Raw genomic sequence first — 18,739 nt, 5'->3', positions numbered from 1 at the left:
AAACGCTTTTTGCCAGGCCGCACTGGAGGCCGCCGACGATCACAAACGGCTAATTATGACACAATAAAACCTGAATGGATATCCAGTGCTTTAATGCAATAATGTATATCCCGCCGACATTCTGGAATACATCCCGCAGCTATAAAGATTAGGGGTGGCGTGGTAGAATCGAGGGTTTACACTACTTATTAAACGTTTCAGGAGACACGATCATGGCCAGCAGAGGCGTAAACAAGGTGATTCTCGTCGGGAATCTGGGTCAAGACCCGGAAGTACGCTACATGCCAAATGGTGGCGCAGTTGCCAACATTACTCTGGCCACGTCAGAGTCCTGGCGCGATAAGCAAACCGGCGAAACCAAAGAAAAAACTGAATGGCACCGTGTAGTGCTTTTTGGCAAACTGGCCGAAGTAGCAGGTGAATACCTGCGTAAAGGCTCCCAGGTTTATATCGAAGGTGCATTGCAAACTCGTAAATGGACTGACCAGGCTGGTGTTGAAAAGTACACTACCGAAATCGTGGTTAACGTTGGCGGCACCATGCAAATGTTGGGTGGACGCGCAGCGGGTGGTGCTCCTGCCGGCGGCGGTGCTCAAGGCCAGCAGCAAGGTGGTTGGGGTCAGCCTCAACAACCGCAGCAAGGTGGCAACCAGTTCAGCGGCGGTGCGCAACAATCTCGCCCGCAGCAGAGCGCTCCAGCACCATCTAACAATGAACCACCAATGGATTTCGATGACGATATTCCATTCTGATAATGGTTCTGGCATTTAGCATTATCTAAAACCCCGCTTGCGGGGTTTTTTGTTTTTTTAACGTGTGTAAAAGCGACTATTAATAACCTGAATGTATTGCTCCGCGTCATAAGTATTCCTGCTTGCATTAAAACGTTATCCAGCTAAGTTAATTTGTGCAAACACACACTTATACACCCTAAATAATTCGAGTTGTGGGTAGGAGACAAGGGAGTAAATCCCCAGGAGCTTACTTTAGTAAGTGACTGGGGTTTGTGAGTGCAGTCAACACCCCCACAACTTGAAGTATGACGGGTATAACTCCACCGGAGAACAGCATGACGGATAGTATTATTCCAGAAATAAAAGCATCAGAAGATGAGATGATTGCAATACGTCATTATCTACATGCAAACCCAGAATTAAGTCTGGAAGAGTTTAAAACCAGCGATTTAGTAGCAAAGCAACTTGAATCATGGGGATATAAAGTCACGCGCGGTATTGGCACTACTGGGGTTGTGGGTTCTTTGAAAAAAGGGGATTCGAATAAATCTATTGGCCTGCGGGCTGATATGGACGCACTCCCTATTTTTGAAGAAACGAATTTACCCTGGGCCAGTACCGTGGCCGGGAAAATGCACGCTTGCGGCCACGACGGGCACACCACTATTTTATTAGCGGCTGCAAAATATATTGCTTCCGAATCCTGCGAATTTAACGGCACAGTCCATCTCATTTTCCAACCTGCCGAAGAAGCGATTGGCGGTGCGGACTTAATGATTAAAGAGGGATTATTCGACCGTTTCCCATGCGACCGTGTTTTTGCCCTGCACAATATGCCAGGCTTGCCGACCGGAAAATTAGGTTTCTACTCAGGCAACTTTATGGCCTCGGCAGACACCGTAAAAATCACCATCAAAGGTTATGGTGGCCATGGTGCTTATCCGCAACGTACCGTTGACCCAATCGTGACGGGCGCGGCGCTAATTACCGCATTGCAAACCATTGTCTCCCGCAATGTCACACCTGGCGAAACAGCCATTGTTACTGTTGGAACCTTCCAGTCGGGCATTGCATCCAACGTTATCCCAGACACTGCGGTGATGGAATTAACCGTGCGTGCCATGAAACCAGAAATTCGCGATCTGCTGATTAAACGAATTGAAGAGTTAGCGGATTTTACCGCTAAAAGTTTTGGTGCAAGTTGTGAAGTGGAAGTCTACGACTCCTATCCAGTGCTGATTAACGATGATGAGCAAACGGCATTTGCCCGGGAACTGGCTGTTGAGTTCTTTGGCAAAGATGCGGTGCTCGATAAAGTTCTTCCTTCGACCGGCAGCGAAGATTTTGCTTTTATGCTGCAAGAAAGACCGGGCAGCTATTTCTTATTGGGGAATGGAGAGAAGGGAGATAAGGGTGGGTGTATGGTGCATAACCCTGGGTATGACTTTAATGATGACATTATTTCTACCGGCGCCTCATTCTTTTCCCGCTTAGTCCAAACTTATTGTCGTTAATTGCCGGAGCTAATATGAAAAAATACATACTGCCATTAATTGCTCTGCTGGCGACGACTTCAGCATTGGCAAATAATATTAAAGAAATCCGTTTTGGTGTTGATCCGACATTTGCACCTTTTGAGTCAAAAGACGCGACTGGTAAAGTTGTCGGCTTTGATATTGATTTAGGGAATGCTATTTGTGAGAAACTTCAGGCGAAATGCGTGTGGGTGGAGAATAATTTTGATGCGATTATTCCTGCACTGCAAGCCAGGAAGTTTGATGCCATTCTTTCCGGGATGTATATGACGGAGAAAAGAAAGGAACAGGTCGCTTTTACCGATAAAATTTATAATGGCCCAGTATTTCTGGTTGCACATAAAAATACCAACATTAAACCTGAGCTTGAACTGTTAAAAGGCAAAACGATTGGTGTCGAGCAGGGATCGGCTCAGGAAACCTATGCCAATAAAAACTGGCGTAATTCTGGTGTAAATGTCGTTGCTTATCAGGGGGCTGATTTGGTCGTTCAGGATTTAGAATCCGGGCGTATTGATGGTGCTGTGCTGTCTGGTGTCATGGCGGAATATAGTTTCCTGAATAAACCGCAGGGTAAGGATTTTGCCATGATAGGCGGAGCATTACAGGACCCTGAACTATTCGGTGCTGGTGCTGCAATTGGTTTGCGAAAGGATGATAACGAATTACGTGAAGCGCTAAATGGAGCGATAAGCCAGATTATTGCTGATGGCACTTATAAGAAACTCGCAGATAAATACTTCAGTTTTGATATTTATTCAGGAATATAATCCCTCATATCACAAGTAAAAAATGGGTCAAAATGGTTTCATTCTGGCCCGCTTTACTCTCCGGACTCTCACTTCTCTCAACCTAAAAAACTGTATGAAAATCACCCTTCATTAAACTTCTTAAAAACAAATAGTTAACCTTTTATCTTCATTTGAAGCTGGCCATAGCTTGTCGAGCTGATCACAAAATAGACAGTGCCGTGTTGTGTTTATTTATTCACTAAACCAATATGCTTTCTCGACGCAGTAGCCGATGAGAGCAAAAAAATGACTAAATTATTTGTTGGCGTTGATGTTGGTTCTGCAAGTGTCAGGGCGGGTATTTTTACTATGGATGGTACCCGTCTGGCATTTTCAGTGCGCCCTATTCAGCAGTTTCATTATCAACCCAATCGGGTCGAACAATCTTCCAGCGATATCTGGCAACAAGTGTGCACAACAGTGCGTGAAGCGATAAGTCTTGCGGGCGTAAAACCTCAGCAAGTGGCATCAATTGGATTCGACGCGACTTGCTCTCTTGTGGCGGTAGGCGATCGCGGCCAGCCAGTGGCTGTAGGTGAGGAAGGGGATGCCGATCACGACATCGTGATGTGGATGGATCACCGCGCTGGTGTTGAAACTCAGCGCATCAATGAGACGAATGATTCAGCCCTGCAATACGTTGGCGGGCAAGTCAGCATTGAAATGGAATTACCTAAAATTCTCTGGCTGAAACAGCACTATCCAGAGCGTTACACATCCACCTGGCGTTTTTTTGATTTGGCCGATTATCTCGTGTGGCGTGCAACTGGCGTTGATGCGGCAGGTATCTGCACGTTGACGTGCAAATGGAATTACCTGGCTCATGAAGAGCGCTTTAGCCAAAGCTTGCTGGAATCGATTGATTTAACTGATTTAGTTAACAAAATACCACCGCAGATTATTCAGATTGGCGAACCCGTTGGTGCGTTGCGCTCAGATGCTGCAGCTCAGTTGGGGCTAACCAGCAATGTGATTGTCGCCAGCGGTTTAATCGATGCTCATGCTGGCGGCCTGGCATTGGTAGCGACAGCGCCTGAAGCAAACCTTGCACTCATTAGCGGGACGTCGAATTGCCACATGATTGTTAGCCAGGAAGCCAAATCTGTTCCTGGCGTCTGGGGGCCTTACTTTGCGGCAATGTATCCAGGTTGGTGGCTGAACGAAGGTGGGCAAAGTGCTGCTGGAGCATTGGTTGACTGGACGCTGATGCAAAGCGACGCATGGCCTGCGTTGAAAAATGAGGCTGCTGTACTGGGTTGTAGCGTTTATCAAATCCTCAACCAATGGGTTGCTGAACTAGAACAAACAGAACAATACCCGACACGCCATCTGCATATTCTGGCGGATCATCATGGCAACCGTTCACCGCGTTCAGATTCCAACGCCAAAGGAATGATCGCCGGGCTGACGCTTGAAAAAGGTCAACAAGCATTGGCAAGGCTGTATCTCGCCACGCTGCAAGCTATTGCTTATGGCACTCGTCACATCATCGACACCATGGAACAACATGGGCAGCGAATTGACTCCATCACGCTATGCGGTGGCGCGAGCAAAAATCCCCTCTGGTTACGTGAATACGCCAACGCCACCGGGCGCGCTATCCATCTTGTTGAAGAAGAAGACGCCGTCACCCTAGGGGCGGCGCTCAACGGTGCTGTTGCCTGCAAAATATTTGACAGTTTTTCAAGCGCGGCCAGGGCAATGGTCAGACTCGATAAGACCATTGAACCGGACCAGACGCATCGTGCATTCCACGACGCCAAATATCAGGTCTACCTGCAAATGTACCAGGACCAGCAGTGCTATCAGGCTGTGATGCAGCAAAACCTCGTGGCTCTTTAATTACATAAAGGAATAAGAACGTGATTACGCAAACCTTACCTTCTGCGCCTCAAAAAATAACCGCGGGTAAAAATGAAATCCTGATGGTGACCAATGCTGATTTACGAGAATCAGCGAATCTTGCTTGCTGGCCGGTGCAGCAAAAATACGAAGCGAAATTGCAGGACGCTTTAAGCTCTCTGGGTTACAGCATGAAACGTGCTCATCCGATTGATGAAGATCGTGGGCATGGCTTTATCAGCAGCCAACGCCAGGGAAGCGATTTATTTGCTCAAATTGATGAACATGCGCCAGTGATTGTCTTGCTGACTGCCTGGCAATACTCGCATCACGTTGCTCCTTCGCTAGTGCATCACAAAGGCCCGGTTTTACTACTGGCAAATTTTGATGGCACCTGGCCTGGATTAGTCGGCATGTTGTGCCTGGCAGGTTCTCTAACCAGCCTTGGCAAAACGTACTCGCGCCTGTGGTCGGAAAATTTTGATGACGACCTGTTCCTTAACGGCCTGCAAACCTGGCTGCGTTACGGTTCATTACAGCATTCGACTCGTTACCTGAAAGATGTCGCTCCAACACATCCGGTAATGGCGACATCTGCGGGAGATATGGGGCGTAAAGCCGGTGAGTTCATTCTGAAAAACAAAGAGATTCTTGGCCTGTTTGATACTTTTTGCATGGGGATGATTAATGGCGTATTCCCGCAGCAAGCGATGGTGAATATCGGTATGCCAATCGAATCGCTATCTCAGTCGGCATTATTGATTGAGATGGAAAAAGTGCCTGATGAACTGCGCGAAGAGTGCCTCAACTGGTATCAGGAACGCGGCATGAAATTCCAGTTTGGCGAAAATGGTCGTGAAGAGTTGACCCGCGATCAGGTTAAAGAACAGTGTGCAATGATGATTGCGATGGCGCGATTTGTGCGACGCTTCGGCTTAACTGCTGTGGGTGTGCAGTATCAACAAGGGCTGAAAGATAGCTGTGCTGCATCTGATTTTGCCGAAGGCGCTATTGGTTCTACCGAGCGATTCCCGATTCCGGACGAGCAGGGCAACATCATCTGTGCCGGGCAGCCTATTCCCTGTATCAATGAAGTGGATATGGGTACCGCGATACCGCAAACCATGCTGTGGCGCTTATTAACTTCCTTCTCTCTGCCAGCAGAAACCACACTGCACGACATCCGCTGGGGCAGTGAATATCAGGGCACCTTCTATTGGGATCTGGAAATTTCTGGTGCCGTACCGTTTGAACATTTGAAAGGCGGCATTGCTGGCGCGACGGGTTACCGCCAGCCAGCGATGTACTTCCCGTATGGCGGATCAACCATTAGCGGGCAGGGCAAGGCCGGGCGCTTTATCTGGGCACGGGCACATTACGAAGGGTGTAACGTCATCATGCATATCGGCACCGGGCATGCTGTGGAATTGCCTGGTGATGAGTTCGAACGTCGTCGCCGTGTTACTTGCTACGAATGGCCATTGCTTAATGCAGTGCTTGATGGTGTTGGACGTGATGACCTGATGGCGGGCCATCAAAGTAACCACCTGACAGTTGCCTACGTGCCAGAAAACGAACTGCAAACGGTATTGCAGGCCTTTGTTGCCCAGTCGCTGACCCAGGGAATTCGGGTGCAGATTGCCGGCGACGCGATTCGGTTGTTGTAAGAGGGCTAGTTGATGAACGAACAAAAATACCGTGGTATTTGGCCGGTGATGTTAACGCCATTTACTGAGCAAAAAGAGATCGACTGGTCGTCGCTTGAACGCTTAATTGAGTGGTATCTAGCGGCAGGTGTGCATGGTTTATTTGCAGATTGTCAGTCGAGTGAAATGTTTTTCCTCAGTGATGAGGAGTCCCTCGAACTGGTGAAATTTGTCGTGAAATGTGTTGATGGACGGGTGCCGGTGGTGGCATCCGGCCATACCGCCAATGCGTTCAATCACCAGCGTGAACAACTTATTAAAATGTCTGATACCGGTGTGGATGCGGTGATCCTCATCAGTAATCGGCTGGCTCTGGCGGGTGAAAGCGATGCGTTGGCGCTAGAAAACTTACAGCGCCTGACTGCCGATGTCCCTAATCATGTTGATCTGGGCATTTACGAATGCCCGTTCCCGTACAAGCGTCTGCTAAGTGAAGAAACTGTCGCATGGTGCGCGCAAAGCGGTCGCTACACCTTTATCAAAGACACTTGTTGTAGCCTGCCGATGATCACACGCCGTCTGGAATTGACCAAAGGTAGTCGTTTGCATTTGGCAAATGCGAATAGCCAAACGTTGCTGGCTTCACTGCAGGCTGGTTGCCAGGCCTACAGCGGCGTGATGGCTAACTTCCATCCTGAGTTGTATGTCTGGCTGTACGAAAACTTCCAGACACAGCCAGAAAAAGCTCAACGCCTGGCGGATTACCTCTCTACGGCGGCCCTGGCCGAAAGCCTGGATTACCCGGTGTGTGCCAAATCCTTCCAGCAACAGATTGGTAATTTCTCGACCCATATTTGCCGGGTGCGCACCAGCCAGGGCTACAGTGAAACCTTCTTCCCGCAGGCAATCGATAGCATGGTGCAATTAGGGCGCGATATTCAGAAAACATTGGCAATTTAAGGAGAGAGTCGATGTCTTTCACCCAAAAAAGTCGCCAGTTCTTGTTGTCAGAATCGCAAACGGATTTTGCCCAATGCCATGCTTCGACGCTGGTGGTATTGCCCGAACAGCAAATCGTTCTGGTGGCATTTTTTGCAGGCAGTAAAGAGGGCGGCGGTGATACCGCGATTTGGCTCTCTCGCTCAAAAAATAGTGAATGGCAACCTGCACTGCGCATCATGGCTGAAGCGGGTATTGCGCACTGGAACCCCGTTCTGCATTACCAGCAAGGGACGGTGTGGCTGTTTTATAAAATCGGGCCAGATGTGCACACCTGGGTCACGCGCGTTGCTGTTTCTCACGATGGAGGACTGAGCTGGAGCGAACCGCGTGCCTTAATCAAGGGCGACCCACAGCCACGCGGGCCGGTGAAAAATAAAATTCTGGTGATGAGCAACGGTGAGTGGTTAGCTCCGGGCTCTACAGAAAACAATCAGCACTGGGACGCCTTTGCCGATATTTCTTCTGACCGCGGACAATCCTGGTACAAAGCCGACATTCCTTTTGAACATCAGCAACCTGTTCATGCTCAAGAGGAAAATATCTGGCAAGGTCTTAAGGACAACGCACTTTGGGAATGCGATTTACAGCAAGTGTTTGCCTGGGATGGTGTGATTCAGCCCACGTTGTGGGAATCGCAACCGGGAAATATTCACGCGTTGCTACGCAGTACGCGTGGAAAGATCTATCGTACCGACTCTTTTGATTATGGTCGAAGCTGGTGCGCTGCTTATGCCACGTCGCTTCCCAATAATAACAGTGGAATTGATGTGGTTCGTCTGGGCTGCGGCACTCTGGTCCTGGCGTGTAATCCTATTGAAGGAAACTGGGGGCGACGTTATCCGATTGCTTTGCTTGAATCACAAGATAATGGTGCTACGTGGTCACAACCCTGGGCTTTGGAACACGGTAAAGGTGAATTTTCCTACCCAGCCATTATTGCCGAAGGGGGCGTTTTACATCTGACGTGGACATTTAATAGAACAAACATCGTTTACCAAGTCATTACCCACAATAACTAAAAATAGCGGAGTACCCTATGAAGAAGAACCTGTTATGTGCCTTATTGATGCTGCTGCCTTTTGGAGCGGTGCATGCGGAACAAACTCTGACCTATCCCAAAAAGAATATTGATGTCGTTATTCCAAAGAATCCAGGTGGTGGGACTGATACTTCTGCACGTACGATAATTGAATTTGCTCGCGACAAAATGCCGTCTGGCACCATGATGGTTCCGGTTAATAAGCCTGCGGGTAACGGTATTACTGGTTTGCTCGAAGTGGCAAAAGCACGTCCCGACGGATATAAGCTGGTGATGACGACCGTGGAATTAGCCATGTTCCCGCATCAAGGGAAATCTCCGGTGACTTATAAAGATTTCACACCAATAGCGACGACTATTGCCGACCCAGTTGCTGTCGTCGTTAATGCAAAATCACCGTATAACACGCTGCAAGAATTTATTGATGCTGCTAAAGCTAACCCTGGCAAAATTAAAGTGGGTAACTCCGGTATGGGGGCTATTTATGACCTCGCAACGATAAACATCGAGAAAATTACCGGCACTAAATTTAACCGTGTTCCTTATAACGAAGGGACGGGTCCTTCAATCGCGGCTCTGGTTGGAGAGCATATTGATGCAGTATTAACCACGCCTGGTTCAGTTAAATCTCAGGTCGATGCCGGTATTTTAAAAGTACTCGGCGTGATGGATGAAAAGCGTTTTCCATTATTCCCTGATGTCCCGACCTTTAAAGAAGCTCTGAATCTGGATGTTAACGTCAAAATGCGTGCCTGGGCTGTTCTGGCTACTACCGCAAAAATTGACGACAACATTAAGAAACAATTGGTTGATACCTTTACCGACGTGGTGAAAACACCTGCTTATCAGGAAGCATTGAAAAAACAAGGCATTATGCCAGTCGTCATTACCGGTGATGATGCCTACAACATGATGAAAGAAGATGATCAGATGTACGGCGAATTGATTGCTGAGACTAAGAAAAAGTAATCCACCAACATAGACGCTCCTGCCGTTTTACGGCAGGAGGGAGAGACAACAATGCGTACGCAGAATATTTTTGTTGGGATGTTCTCACTGGTATTGGGGATAGCAATTATCTTTCTTTCGCGCAATATGCCGATGTTTGATGAAAACGGAATATTAGGCGAGCGCTTCTGGCCTTATTGTCTGGCTTGGTTATTTATTGGCCTGGGAATTATCCAGTGCATCAGTACTTATTTTCAAGGTGCAGGAGAGAATAACCAGAAGGCCGATCTCTCATCCTTTCCGGTTCGTAAAGCCTATGGTGTCACCGTCTTGATGGTGATTTACGCGATTGCACTTTGCTATGCCGGATTTATCGCTTCGTCGCTGATTTTGATTCCCGCCATCATGTGGGTGATGGGTGAACGGCGACCGTTGTTTATTGCTGTCACGACGGCACTAATAGTCCTGTGTATTTATGTTTCATTTGAGATTGTCTTTAATTCACCGCTGCCGGAATCCATCTTCTCCGAGTAATAAGAGGTCATGATGAACGAAATTCTTGATGCCCTGATGATTGTCTTTAGCTTAGAGACCACCGGCATGATTTTGCTGGGGGTTCTGGCGGGCATTATTATTGGTGCGCTGCCCGGGTTAACGGTGAATATGGGGATTGCATTGCTGTTGCCGCTAACCTATTCATTCCAGGGGATGACTGGCATCCTGATGCTGTTAGGTGTGTATTGCGGTGCAGTTTACGGCGGCTCAATTACAGCTATTTTAATCAGTACACCGGGTACACCAGCGTCTGCAGCCACAGTGCTTGATGGTTACCCGATGGCGAAGAAAGGTGAAGCAGGACGCGCGCTGGGTTTATCGACCCTCGCTTCTATGTTTGGTGGTGTATTTAGCACCATCGCTCTGGTCTTAATCGCGCCCTTGTTGGCGAAAGTCGCGACCGGTTTTTCTTCGGCTGAATATTTCGCATTAGCGATATTTGGTATCAGCATTATTACCAGTGTTTCCTCACAGTCCGTTATTAAGGGACTTATTGGCGGCGTTCTGGGCTTATTTATTGCCACCATTGGGCTCGACCCAATGACCAGCGGAATGCGATTCACCTTTGACTCAATCTATCTGATGGGGGGGATTTCATTTATTCCTGTACTGGTTGGCTTGTTCGCCTTCTCTCAAGGCTTATTAAGCCTTGAGGAAGATCACCGTGAGCGTCTTGCAGGTATTGTGCGCCAGACTAAAAGCAAAATTGACCGTATTTTGCCGACCTGGTCTGACATTAAACGTGTGATGCCGACTTATATTCGCTCATCAGTCATTGGCACTGGTATCGGTGCGATTCCAGGAACGGGTGGTGATATAGCCTCGTTTATTGCGTACAACGAAGCCAAGCGTTGGTCAAAACATCCGGAAGAGTTTGGTCATGGTTCACCGGAAGGCGTTTCAGCTCCTGAAGCAGGCGCTAACTCTGTCGCAGGGGGAGCAATGGTGCCACTGATGACGCTTGGGATCCCTGGTGACGGCGCAACTGCGATTATTATGGGCGCATTTATGGTACAGGGCCTGGCGCTTGGGCCGCAGTTATTCACTGAACACCCGGTTGAAGTGAACTCCATTTTTATTGGGTTATTCGCCGCAAATATCTTCATGGGCATTATGGGCTTTATGGGAATGCGCTTGTTTGCCAAAGTGATGAGTGTCCCGCGTCGCGTGTTGGTGCCGATTATCTTTGTTTTGTGCTCGGTTGGCGCGTATTCCGTAAACCATGATATGACCGATGTGTTTGTGATGATGGGTGCAGGTCTTGCAGCTTACATTCTGATCAAGCTGGACTTTTCTATGTCGCCTATCGTAATTGGTATTATTCTTGGCCCAATGGCTGAATCAAATTTCCGTCGCACGTTAGTTATCTCCGAAGGTGATCCGATGATATTTCTGACGCGCCCGGTCTGTGCGGTGTTCTTAGGTATCGCGATACTGACACTGTTGCTACCGATTTTTGGTCCGCGTTTGAAAGCCTTATGGCGTAAACAAACCAGCTCCAGCTAAGGAAGGGTTAGATTGGCAAAGACAATTGAGCAAATCGCCATGGAGCTTGGCGTCTCCATCACAACGGTTCGCGCGGTGTTGAATGGCAACGCGCAGAAATATCGCATTAGCGAAAAGACCCAGGAAAGGATTAATAGCTACGTTAAAAAACATAGCTATACCATCAATCTTGCTGCACGTAGTTTGAAGTTGAATAAGACCGATACCTTTGGTCTGGTGATACCACGCTTATCGAACCCCTTCTTTTCCGCGCTGGCTGAATTATTGGAGGCTCGCTGCCGCGAACAGGGTTATCAGTTGATGATAAGTTGCACCAACAACGATGCTGCTTATGAAAATCTGTTGGTGAAATCGTTGGAAAATCGCAACGTTGATGGAATTTTTGTCGTGTCGACAAACGCGGCAAGCCAGGCGCATTACTTGAAAAACTGTCTGAAACCGATGGTGTTTCTTGATCGGGATTTTGGTGTGGAAGGTACATGCTGCGTGGTAACGGATAACGTTGATAGCGGTTTTAGGCTGACTGACGCAATGCTGAACCATATTCATGCGCCGATTCAATTCTTTGTGGGCGACCCTGATTCCCCTTCGATAATTGACCGTTTGACTGGATATCGCGCAGCGATGGAACAGCACGGCATCGAGTGGACGCCCGCGCATATCAGTAGCGCTGGGCACAACCAGTTGAGCGATGGGGAAAAAATGATGACGGACTACATCGACACCCATCATACCTGGCCGCAACATTTCATTGCGTCATCATTGCCTATTTTGCAAGGGGCATTAGGCGTGTTGCGTGAGCGGTATGGCTATATTCCTCATGAAATTAATATTGGCACTTTTGATGACAATATTATGCTGAGTTTCCTCGCCAACAATATTTGGTCGATGCGGCAAAATGAGAAACGGCTTGCGCAAGAAGCCTGCCAACTCATGCTGGAAAAAATTGCCAACCACGATGAACCGACGGGGAGTAGAGCCAAAGCTGAGCTGATATTCAGGCAAAGTACGGTGGATGCCCGCGACGGCAAAAGCTAACCGATACAAACAAAAACGGCCTCGCAATGAGGCCGTTATCAATTCAAATCAGACCCATCAGGTCAACACCATCGGCCATTCTGGCGGCGCATGGCTTGATATCTCAATCATGATGTCTTTGAACGATGCCCAAATTACTGGGAAATCGGCCAGAGTCAGCCCTAACAGACCCGTTGCAAACCACAAAGATGCAGCGATACCCAGACCACTGCTCACCAGCGCTAAAAATGCGTAGTCGGATTTGCGAAACTGGATGTTCAATGTGCTGGCTAAAAACATCAAAACCGCACTGACTAAAGGCCAGCGCATAAGTAAAACGCTGGTAGTAATTGCCGCCATGAAAACTGTTCCTTAAGCATAACTCATCACGCTCAACGGTTACGCGCGACACAAGGCGCGGCAAATACAGCTCAGGGACCGTCAGGGGAATGAGTGGGTACAGAAAATGTAAGAAGAATCCTGTCTCACAGGATTTGTGAACTATATCACACTTGTTCTTTTAATCGCCAGTTCTGCGGCGCATTTTCTGACCCATTTTATCGGGCTGTCAGGTAACAATTCTTCCACAAATAGCTTCAGGCGTGGTGGCGATAGTCGGTTGGTGTACGGTCGAACTCGCGGCGGAAAACACGCGAAAATGTCTGTTGAGAGACATAGCCATAGTCCATCGCAATATCAAAGATCGGGCGCTGCGTATTGCGTAACTCTTTGGCCGCCATCAACAGGCGACGCTGCCGAATGTATTCACCCAGTGTCTGGCGTTTCACCGTGCGGAACATCCGCTGAAGATACCATTTTGAATAGCCTGATTTTTTTGCCACAACATCAATGTTCAACGGTTGATCAATGTGATCGTCAATCCATTCAGTCAAAGTTTTAATAATGTCCTGATGTGCCATAAGCGATCCTCAAGCTCGATTTCAATTAGCTGGTTCTAATGGCAGCGAGTATAATTCCTCAAGTTAACTTGAGGTAAAGAGCATTATGGAAAAGAAATTACCGCGCTTTAAACCCTTACTCAGTCCTGGCGAAGTGGCGAAGCGTAGCGGCGTGGCCGTTTCGGCTTTGCACTTCTACGAGAGCAAAGGTCTTATCAAAAGCAGAAGAAATAGCGGAAACCAGCGTCGTTACACGCGTGATGTGCTGCGAAATGTAGCCATTATTAAAATTGCGCAGCGTATTGGCATTCCGCTGTCGACCATTGGTGAAGAGTTTGGCGTGCTGCCCGATGGACACAAAATCAATAAGAACGACTGGAAAAAAATGTCGTCGCAATGGCGCGAGGAACTGGACCGGCGCATTCATACGCTGACGGCACTTCGTGACGAACTGGACGGTTGTATCGGCTGCGGTTGTCTATCGGGTGCTGACTGCCCGCTGCGAAACCCAGGCGATAAACTCGGTGAAGAGGGGACGGGTGCTCGTTTACTGGAAGATGATTAACCTTAATAGCAGGCAAAATAGCAGGCAAAACTAAAGCGCCCAACTTCGGCGCTTTAGTTTATTCCCGGTCTTTGTCTTTCGATCTATCCCGCTTTTCGCAAGGAGGGTTTCCCCCGACATCAGCGTCCCTCAATCACACATTCTCAGGAGGTTCCGGATTGCGCTGACAATTTAATTGTAGTTCTGCTCGGCCAGGTTTCAAGGTGGTATTGCATGTTTTTTGAACAATTTTAATGCTTCACTCTTTGCACATTTACCTATAGTTAACTCATCTTGCTAAACAAAAGGTTACCTTATGCTTATCGTCCATCACCTCAATAACTCCCGCTCGCAACGCATTTTATGGATGCTTGAAGAGCTACAGGTGCCTTACCAGATTGTTCGCTACGAGCGCGAACCAACTATGCTGGCCCCCGCTTCATTAAAAGCCGTGCACCCATTAGGGAAGTCACCGGTGGTGGAAGATAATGGCAATATCCTCGCCGAGTCGGGGGCAATCATTGAATACCTGCAAGAAACCTATGACGCCGAAAGCCGCCTCAAACCGATCAGCAGCGAAGACAAACTCCGTTATCGTTTTTGGCTGCATTACGCCGAGGGATCGTTAATGCCGTTATTAATGATGAAACTGGTGTTCGGTAGTCTCGGGAAAGCGCCAGTTCCGTGGCTATTGCGCCCAGTGGGGAAGGTGTTAGGGCAGGGTGTGCAAAAAGCTTATCTCAATAAACAGATTATGACCCATGCGCGTTACCTCGAAGATTCGCTGCAACAAAATCCGTGGTTTGCCGGGCAGGCGTTTAGCGCCGCAGATATTCAGATGAGTTTCCCGGTGATCGCGTTGCTCTCGCGTGGTGGCATTAACGACTTACCGAATCTGCAAAATTGGTACGGTAAAGTGCAAATGCGTCCGGCCTGGCAGCGAGCAATTCAGCAAGGTGGACCATTTGAAATACCATAAGTCCAGTTATCGAAAAATCCTATGAGTCAGGAAAATATATAACCAGTATCTTGCATCATTGTTGCTAAATTGCGCATCGACGATAACGTTTGCGCACGAGGTGGCGATATTTTGACCGGCCAATGCTGTTTTCGACAAAAAGCGGCAAAGTTCGGTTGAAAATCCATGTAAGAAGGCCGGATAATCGTTTGCCTTAATTTTGACACCTAGTTTGTATGCGCGGAGTTAAACGTTTGCTTTTTTTGTGACGCCCTTATTTGTCACAAACGCAGTATAGGGATCTACTCAACTTATTCGCGTTACCGGAAAAGTCCGTAACCCGAAAAATGAAGGGTATGAACGTTTAATTAGCAGTGGATTGTCCACCACGCATACCAACGTAATCATAAAAATCTCAGGGGATTTTTCACTATGTCTAATCATTCTCCGCGTGCAACCAGCGGCATTGACGCCTGGTTCAAAATATCTGCACGTGGTAGTACCGTTCGCCAGGAAGTTGTGGCGGGTTTAACGACCTTCCTCGCGATGGTGTACTCCGTGATCGTTGTACCGGGCATGCTCGGTAAAGCAGGTTTCCCTCCTGCGGCGGTCTTTGTGGCGACTTGCCTGGTAGCCGGTGTTGGCTCTCTCGTCATGGGCCTTTGGGCGAACCTGCCGCTGGCAATCGGTTGTGCCATTTCACTGACTGCGTTTACCGCATTCAGCCTGGTGCTCGGCCAACACATCAGCGTACCTGTTGCGTTAGGTGCTGTGTTCCTGATGGGTGTGCTGTTCACTATCATCTCTGCAACCGGCATTCGTAGCTGGATTTTGCGTAACTTGCCGATGGGTGTTGCGCACGGTACGGGTATCGGTATCGGTCTGTTCCTGCTGCTGATTGCTGCCAACGGTGTCGGCCTGGTAATCAAAAACCCACTTGATGGCTTGCCAGTTGCGCTCGGTCATTTCGACAGCTTCCCGGTTATTATGTCGCTGATTGGCCTTGCGGTGATCATCGGTCTGGAAAAACTGAAAGTCCCTGGCGGCATTCTGCTGACCATCATCGGTATTTCTATTTTTGGCCTGATCTTCGACCCAAATGTTCATTTCTCTGGCATTTTTGCTATGCCTTCGCTGAAAGATGAAGCGGGTAATTCACTGATTGGCAGCCTGGATATCATGGGCGCGTTGAACCCAGTGGTGTTGCCAAGCGTTCTGGCGCTGGTAATGACTGCCGTATTCGATGCAACCGGCACCATCCGCGCCGTTGCAGGGCAGGCAAATCTGCTGGATAAAGACGGTCAAATCATCGATGGCGGCAAAGCGCTGACTACCGACTCCCTGAGCTCCGTGTTCTCAGGCCTGGTGGGTGCGGCTCCTGCTGCGGTTTACATCGAATCTGCGGCAGGTACTGCTGCAGGTGGTAAAACCGGCCTGACGGCAATCACCGTTGGTGTGCTGTTCCTGCTGATTCTGTTCCTCTCACCGCTCTCTTATCTGGTTCCTGCATACGCTACCGCTCCGGCGCTGATGTATGTTGGTTTGCTGATGCTGAGCAACGTGGGCAAAATCGATTTTGAAGATTTTGTTGATGCCATGGCGGGCCTGATTACTGCGGTATTTATCGTGCTGACCTGTAACATCGTTACCGGCATCATGATTGGTTTCGCAACTCTGGTGATTGGCCGTATCGTCTCTGGTGAGTGGCGTAAGCTGAATATCGGAACGGTAGTGATTGCCATTGCGTTAGTTGCCTTCTACGCCGGCGGCTGGGCTATTTAATCTTCATACTTCACGTTGCAGCTGTGTTGGCTGCACTCACTCACCCCAGTCACTTACTAATGTAAGCTCCTGGGGGGAGTTCTTTTGCCGCCTTGCTGCGACGTGAATTATTTTGATTAAATGAGCGCAAGTATTTCTGACTCATTCCAATCAAGTCTTTTCCTGTTTCCTTCCGGTGTAAAAAGTTGTTTTACTATCAGGTAAAATAACATCCTGCAAAAAGGGTTTCACGACACACCGTTCTCAAGGAAAGCATGGAAATTTTCTTTACTATTCTCATCATGACCCTTGTGGTTTCTCTTTCTGGCGTGGCAACGCGCATGCTCCCGTTCCAGATCCCGCTTCCGTTAATGCAAATCGCGATAGGCGCTGTGCTTGCCTGGCCGCACTTTGGTTTGCATGTCGACTTCAACCCGGAACTGTTCCTGGTGCTGTTTATTCCGCCATTGCTCTTTGCAGATGGCTGGAAAACGCCGACGCACGAGTTTCTCAACCACGGACGGGAAATCATTGGCCTTGCGCTGGTTCTGGTGCTGGTTACCGTGGTCGGCATTGGCTTCCTGATTTATTTCCTGGTGCCAGGCATTCCGCTGATCCCAGCGTTTGCGCTGGCTGCTGTTCTCTCACCGACGGATGCCGTGGCGCTCTCCGGTATTGTCGGAGAAGGGCGTATTCCCAAGAAAATTATGGGGATTTTGCAGGGCGAAGCGCTGATGAACGATGCCTCCGGCCTGGTATCGTTGAAAATGGCGGTTGCCGTGGCAGTGGGGACGATGGTGTTTACCGTCGGCGGTGCCACGCTCGAGTTCTTCAAAGTGGCGATTGGTGGTCTGCTGGCCGGGATTGCAGTTAGCTGGCTGTACGGTAAATCACTGCGTCTGATGAGCCGCTGGAGCGGTGACGAGCCTGCAACACAAATCCTGCTGCTTCTGCTGTTGCCGTTCGCATCTTACCTGATTGCCGAACACATCGGCGTTTCTGGCATTCTCGCGGCGGTTGCTGCGGGTATGACTATCACCCGTTCAGGCGTGTTGCGCAGCGCACCACTGGCAATGCGCCTGCGTGCGAATAGCGTCTGGGCGATGCTTGAATTTGTGTTCAACGGCATGGTGTTCTTACTCTTGGGGCTGCAACTGCCGGGTATCATGAAAACCTCCATTGCAGCGGCAAATGCCGATCCGAACGTCGAACTTTGGATGTTATTTGTTGATGTTGGGCTTATCTATTTTGCTCTGATCGGTGTGCGTTTCTTATGGCTGTGGACCATGAAACGCATTAGCCTGCGCTTTATGAAAAAGCGTCCTCTGGAGTTCGGTAACTACTCAACACGTGAATTGTGTATTGCATCATTTGCCGGTGTGCGTGGTGCGATTACGCTTGCGGGTGTCCTTTCCATTCCGTTGCTTCTGGGTGATGGTTCACCGTTCCCGGCACGATACGAATTAATTTTCCTGTCGGCAGGCGTGATTCTGTTCTCGCTGTTTGCCGGGGTAATTATGCTGCCTATTTTGCTGCGTAATGTGGAAGTTCCTGACAAATCTGTGGCGCGGCAGGAAGAGCGTACCGCGCGTGCGGCAACGGCTGAAGTGGCGATTGTCGCGATTCAGAAAATGGAGGAGCGGCTGCAATCTGACGTCAATGAAAACATTGATGACCAGCTGCTAAAAGAGGTCAGTTCGCGGGTTATCGGGAATTTGCGCCGCAGAGCAGACGGGCGCAATGACGTGGAGAGCAGCGAGCTTGAAGAGAACCTTGAGCGCCGTTTCCGCCTGGCAGCACTACGCTCTGAACGTGCCGAGTTGTACCATCTGCGTGCCATACAAAAAATCAGCAATGAAACACTGATGAAGCTGCTGCACGATCTTGATTTGCTTGAAGCGTTGCTGGTCGAACAGCAGTAATCGACTAATCCTCTCCCTCTTCTGGGGGAGAGGATTGGGA

The 18,739-nt window shown here is 48.9% G+C and carries 17 protein-coding genes; 15 read left to right on the top strand and 2 right to left on the bottom strand.

Annotation, left to right across the window (positions count from 1 at the left end; genetic code table 11):
* The first annotated feature begins 212 nt into the window (after positions 1-212).
* The 11 genes from ssb1 to IX31_RS08215 all read left to right on the top strand — a co-directional run bounded on the left by ssb1 (position 213) and on the right by IX31_RS08215 (position 12,636).
* Complete coding sequence (gene ssb1, locus IX31_RS08265) at positions 213-752, top strand: single-stranded DNA-binding protein SSB1 (protein ID WP_034456949.1); 540 nt, start codon at positions 213-215, stop codon at positions 750-752.
* A gap of 317 nt (positions 753-1,069) precedes the next feature.
* The gene (locus IX31_RS08260; RefSeq protein WP_034456947.1) at positions 1,070-2,248 is read left to right on the top strand and encodes a M20 aminoacylase family protein; all 1,179 of its coding nucleotides are present in this window, start codon (positions 1,070-1,072) and stop codon (positions 2,246-2,248) included.
* 14 nt (positions 2,249-2,262) lie between these two features.
* Complete coding sequence (locus IX31_RS08255) at positions 2,263-3,039, top strand: ABC transporter substrate-binding protein (protein WP_034456946.1); 777 nt, start codon at positions 2,263-2,265, stop codon at positions 3,037-3,039.
* Between the two features lie 267 nt (positions 3,040-3,306).
* Complete coding sequence (locus IX31_RS08250; protein ID WP_034456944.1) at positions 3,307-4,902, top strand: FGGY-family carbohydrate kinase; 1,596 nt, start codon at positions 3,307-3,309, stop codon at positions 4,900-4,902.
* A 20-nt stretch (positions 4,903-4,922) separates the two neighbouring features.
* Positions 4,923-6,569, top strand: coding sequence for a signal transduction protein (locus IX31_RS08245; RefSeq protein ID WP_034456942.1), 1,647 nt, complete (start codon positions 4,923-4,925; stop codon positions 6,567-6,569).
* 12 nt (positions 6,570-6,581) lie between these two features.
* Entirely contained in the window at positions 6,582-7,508 is a 927-nt protein-coding gene (locus IX31_RS08240; protein WP_034456940.1) for a dihydrodipicolinate synthase family protein, read from the top strand.
* 11 nt (positions 7,509-7,519) lie between these two features.
* A complete protein-coding gene (locus tag IX31_RS08235) occupies positions 7,520-8,569 on the top strand; it encodes a sialidase family protein (protein ID WP_034456938.1) in 1,050 nt (349 codons plus the stop codon).
* A 17-nt stretch (positions 8,570-8,586) separates the two neighbouring features.
* Positions 8,587-9,558: a tripartite tricarboxylate transporter substrate binding protein gene (locus IX31_RS08230; protein ID WP_034456936.1), complete on the top strand. Its 972-nt coding sequence runs from the start codon at positions 8,587-8,589 to the stop codon at positions 9,556-9,558.
* Between the two features lie 51 nt (positions 9,559-9,609).
* Positions 9,610-10,071 (top strand): tripartite tricarboxylate transporter TctB family protein, encoded by a 462-nt coding sequence (locus IX31_RS08225; RefSeq protein WP_034456934.1) that lies wholly within the window; start codon positions 9,610-9,612, stop codon positions 10,069-10,071.
* 9 nt (positions 10,072-10,080) lie between these two features.
* On the top strand, positions 10,081-11,598 hold the full coding sequence (locus IX31_RS08220; protein WP_241767170.1) for a tripartite tricarboxylate transporter permease: 1,518 nt from the start codon (positions 10,081-10,083) through the stop codon (positions 11,596-11,598).
* A gap of 12 nt (positions 11,599-11,610) precedes the next feature.
* Positions 11,611-12,636: a LacI family DNA-binding transcriptional regulator gene (locus IX31_RS08215; protein ID WP_051880618.1), complete on the top strand. Its 1,026-nt coding sequence runs from the start codon at positions 11,611-11,613 to the stop codon at positions 12,634-12,636.
* A 57-nt stretch (positions 12,637-12,693) separates the two neighbouring features.
* On the opposite strand, the gene IX31_RS08210 is transcribed toward IX31_RS08215, so the two are convergent.
* The gene (locus tag IX31_RS08210) at positions 12,694-12,975 is read right to left on the bottom strand and encodes a YjcB family protein (RefSeq protein ID WP_034456932.1); all 282 of its coding nucleotides are present in this window, start codon (positions 12,973-12,975) and stop codon (positions 12,694-12,696) included.
* A 236-nt stretch (positions 12,976-13,211) separates the two neighbouring features.
* Positions 13,212-13,535 (bottom strand): superoxide response transcriptional regulator SoxS, encoded by a 324-nt coding sequence (gene soxS, locus IX31_RS08205; protein ID WP_034456930.1) that lies wholly within the window; start codon positions 13,533-13,535, stop codon positions 13,212-13,214.
* Positions 13,536-13,620: 85 nt separating this feature from the next.
* Here soxS and soxR point away from each other — a divergent pair, with 85 nt between their 5' ends.
* The 4 genes from soxR (at position 13,621) to IX31_RS08185 (ending at position 18,699) form a co-directional block, all read left to right on the top strand.
* Positions 13,621-14,079: a redox-sensitive transcriptional activator SoxR gene (gene soxR, locus IX31_RS08200; RefSeq protein WP_034456929.1), complete on the top strand. Its 459-nt coding sequence runs from the start codon at positions 13,621-13,623 to the stop codon at positions 14,077-14,079.
* Between the two features lie 295 nt (positions 14,080-14,374).
* The gene (locus tag IX31_RS08195; protein ID WP_034456928.1) at positions 14,375-15,037 is read left to right on the top strand and encodes a glutathione S-transferase family protein; all 663 of its coding nucleotides are present in this window, start codon (positions 14,375-14,377) and stop codon (positions 15,035-15,037) included.
* A 411-nt stretch (positions 15,038-15,448) separates the two neighbouring features.
* On the top strand, positions 15,449-16,798 hold the full coding sequence (locus tag IX31_RS08190; RefSeq protein WP_034456927.1) for an NCS2 family permease: 1,350 nt from the start codon (positions 15,449-15,451) through the stop codon (positions 16,796-16,798).
* Between the two features lie 254 nt (positions 16,799-17,052).
* Positions 17,053-18,699, top strand: coding sequence for a Na+/H+ antiporter (locus IX31_RS08185; RefSeq protein ID WP_034456926.1), 1,647 nt, complete (start codon positions 17,053-17,055; stop codon positions 18,697-18,699).
* Positions 18,700-18,739 lie beyond the last annotated feature (40 nt).

This window comes from Buttiauxella noackiae, from assembly GCF_000737905.1.
Taxonomy (GTDB): domain Bacteria; phylum Pseudomonadota; class Gammaproteobacteria; order Enterobacterales; family Enterobacteriaceae; genus Buttiauxella; species Buttiauxella noackiae.
This window is presented reverse-complemented; position numbering and strand designations above follow the sequence as displayed.

Coding starts and splice junctions, on each gene's coding strand:
- IX31_RS08255 (WP_034456946.1), top strand. CDS start 2,263: ATGAAAAAATACATACTGCCATTAATTGCTCTGCTGGCGACGACTTCA.
- IX31_RS08230 (WP_034456936.1), top strand. CDS start 8,587: ATGAAGAAGAACCTGTTATGTGCCTTATTGATGCTGCTGCCTTTTGGA.
- IX31_RS08190 (WP_034456927.1), top strand. CDS start 15,449: ATGTCTAATCATTCTCCGCGTGCAACCAGCGGCATTGACGCCTGGTTC.
- IX31_RS08185 (WP_034456926.1), top strand. CDS start 17,053: ATGGAAATTTTCTTTACTATTCTCATCATGACCCTTGTGGTTTCTCTT.
- IX31_RS08235 (WP_034456938.1), top strand. CDS start 7,520: ATGTCTTTCACCCAAAAAAGTCGCCAGTTCTTGTTGTCAGAATCGCAA.
- IX31_RS08195 (WP_034456928.1), top strand. CDS start 14,375: ATGCTTATCGTCCATCACCTCAATAACTCCCGCTCGCAACGCATTTTA.
- IX31_RS08220 (WP_241767170.1), top strand. CDS start 10,081: ATGATGAACGAAATTCTTGATGCCCTGATGATTGTCTTTAGCTTAGAG.
- IX31_RS08260 (WP_034456947.1), top strand. CDS start 1,070: ATGACGGATAGTATTATTCCAGAAATAAAAGCATCAGAAGATGAGATG.
- soxR (WP_034456929.1), top strand. CDS start 13,621: ATGGAAAAGAAATTACCGCGCTTTAAACCCTTACTCAGTCCTGGCGAA.
- IX31_RS08210 (WP_034456932.1), bottom strand. CDS start 12,975: ATGGCGGCAATTACTACCAGCGTTTTACTTATGCGCTGGCCTTTAGTC.
- soxS (WP_034456930.1), bottom strand. CDS start 13,535: ATGGCACATCAGGACATTATTAAAACTTTGACTGAATGGATTGACGAT.
- ssb1 (WP_034456949.1), top strand. CDS start 213: ATGGCCAGCAGAGGCGTAAACAAGGTGATTCTCGTCGGGAATCTGGGT.
- IX31_RS08250 (WP_034456944.1), top strand. CDS start 3,307: ATGACTAAATTATTTGTTGGCGTTGATGTTGGTTCTGCAAGTGTCAGG.
- IX31_RS08240 (WP_034456940.1), top strand. CDS start 6,582: ATGAACGAACAAAAATACCGTGGTATTTGGCCGGTGATGTTAACGCCA.
- IX31_RS08225 (WP_034456934.1), top strand. CDS start 9,610: ATGCGTACGCAGAATATTTTTGTTGGGATGTTCTCACTGGTATTGGGG.